The sequence below is a fragment of the Vibrio sp. 1874 genome (assembly GCF_033344395.1).
Lineage (GTDB): Bacteria > Pseudomonadota > Gammaproteobacteria > Enterobacterales > Vibrionaceae > Vibrio > Vibrio alginolyticus.
Window position 1 is genome coordinate 1 of record NZ_JAWPOR010000069.1, and the last position, 1,570, is coordinate 1,570.

2 protein-coding genes are annotated in these 1,570 nt (G+C 48.9%); both read left to right on the plus strand.

The window, feature by feature from the left end; genetic code table 11:
* Positions 1-47: 47 nt before the first annotated feature.
* Entirely contained in the window at positions 48-617 is a 570-nt protein-coding gene (gene nudE / locus R8N46_RS24595; RefSeq protein ID WP_318189699.1) for an ADP compounds hydrolase NudE, read from the plus strand.
* 41 nt (positions 618-658) lie between these two features.
* A complete protein-coding gene (cysQ, locus tag R8N46_RS24600) occupies positions 659-1,486 on the plus strand; it encodes a 3'(2'),5'-bisphosphate nucleotidase CysQ (RefSeq protein WP_017449059.1) in 828 nt (275 codons plus the stop codon).
* The last annotated feature ends 84 nt before the right edge of the window (positions 1,487-1,570 follow it).

A 1,570-nucleotide genomic window follows, 5' to 3' on the forward strand; every position in this document is an offset into this window, starting at 1 on the left:
AATCTTACGCACCTTACAAAAGCCAACGACACCAAGGAGTCAGCGCCATGTCGAAAAGGACCCCACCAGAGATTCTCTCTTGTCAGACGGTCGCACGATCAAAACTGTTTGCTGTGGAAGCCCTCGACCTTCGCTTCTCCAAGGGCGAGCATCGCACTTATGAGCGTATGAAGCCAAGTGGTCGCGATGCCGTAATGGTTGTACCGATAACCGAGCAGGGCGATTTACTGTTGGTACGTGAATACGCTGCTGGTACAGAGCGTTACGAACTGGGTTTTCCTAAAGGTCTTATCGATCCCGGTGAAACGCCACATCAGGCCGCTGACCGCGAACTAAAAGAAGAAATTGGTTTTGGTTGTAAGGAACTCACCCCGTTAAAACAAGTGATCCTTGCTCCTTCTTATTTTTCGAGCAAGATGACGCTGTTTCTAGGTCAATCGCTGTACCCTGAAAAGCAAGAAGGCGACGAACCAGAGCCGTTAGAAATTGTGCGCTGGCCACTCGCACAAGCCGAAGAGCTATTAACGCATTTGGACTTCTGTGAAGCACGAAGCATCACGGCGTTAATGTTGGCACTGAAACACTTACCAAACACCACTCACAACAACAATCAATAACGGTGTAAACCGACAAATATTGTGAGTAAGGACTATCACCTATGCCAATGACAAAAGATCTATCTCACCTGCTTCCTCAAGTTATCGAAATTGCCCGCAGTGCGGGACAAATGATTCTCGATATCTACGAGAAAAAGCAATATGAAGCGTACACCAAAAGTGATGAAACACCGGTCACAAGCGCCGATATTGCCGCGCACAAACTCATCACTGAACGTTTGAGTGAACTGACACCAGACATCCCCGTGTTGTCTGAAGAAGCCGCCGACATCAGCTTAGAGCAGCGCGCACAATGGCAGCGTTATTGGTTGGTCGACCCATTAGATGGCACACAAGAATTCATCGCACGCAGTGGCGACTTTGCGACCATCATTGCATTAATTGACAACAACAAGCCAGCGATGGGCGTGGTGTATGGGCCTGTTTCTGGCGTCACGTATTACGCATACAGCGGCAAAGGTGCGTGGAAAATCCCAGACATGTCTGAAAGCGTGAAAATCCACACGCACAAACATGAACAAGCAGGACAAAACATTGCCATTGCTATCAGCCGTCGCCAAGACATTAATCGTATCACCAGCCGCATGAGCAGCGCTTGGAACTACGACTTAATTCCTCTCGGTTCTGCAGCACTAAAAGCGTGTTTGGTGGCGGAAGGAGCGGTCGATTGCTATTTACGTTTGGGCCCTACTGGCGAATGGGATACAGCAGCAACGCAATGCATCGTGGAAGAAGCCGGCGGACGCATTCTCAGCACTCACCTCGAACCTTTGTCTTACAACGAACGGGAAACGCTAGAGAACCCGAACTTTATCGTGCTGGGCGATACGGATTTGCCTTGGGATGACATCCTGCAACGCAAAGATTAAGTACTTATACTTGCGTAACTCAACTTGTATCATTAGGCCGTGAATTCCGTTCACGGCCTTTTCTTTTTCCGCATGAGCAGCTTT

Excerpts from the sequence above, each read along its gene's own strand:
- nudE (WP_318189699.1), top strand. The coding sequence starts at position 48 with ATGTCGAAAAGGACCCCACCAGAGATTCTCTCTTGTCAGACGGTCGCA.
- cysQ (WP_017449059.1), top strand. The coding sequence starts at position 659 with ATGCCAATGACAAAAGATCTATCTCACCTGCTTCCTCAAGTTATCGAA.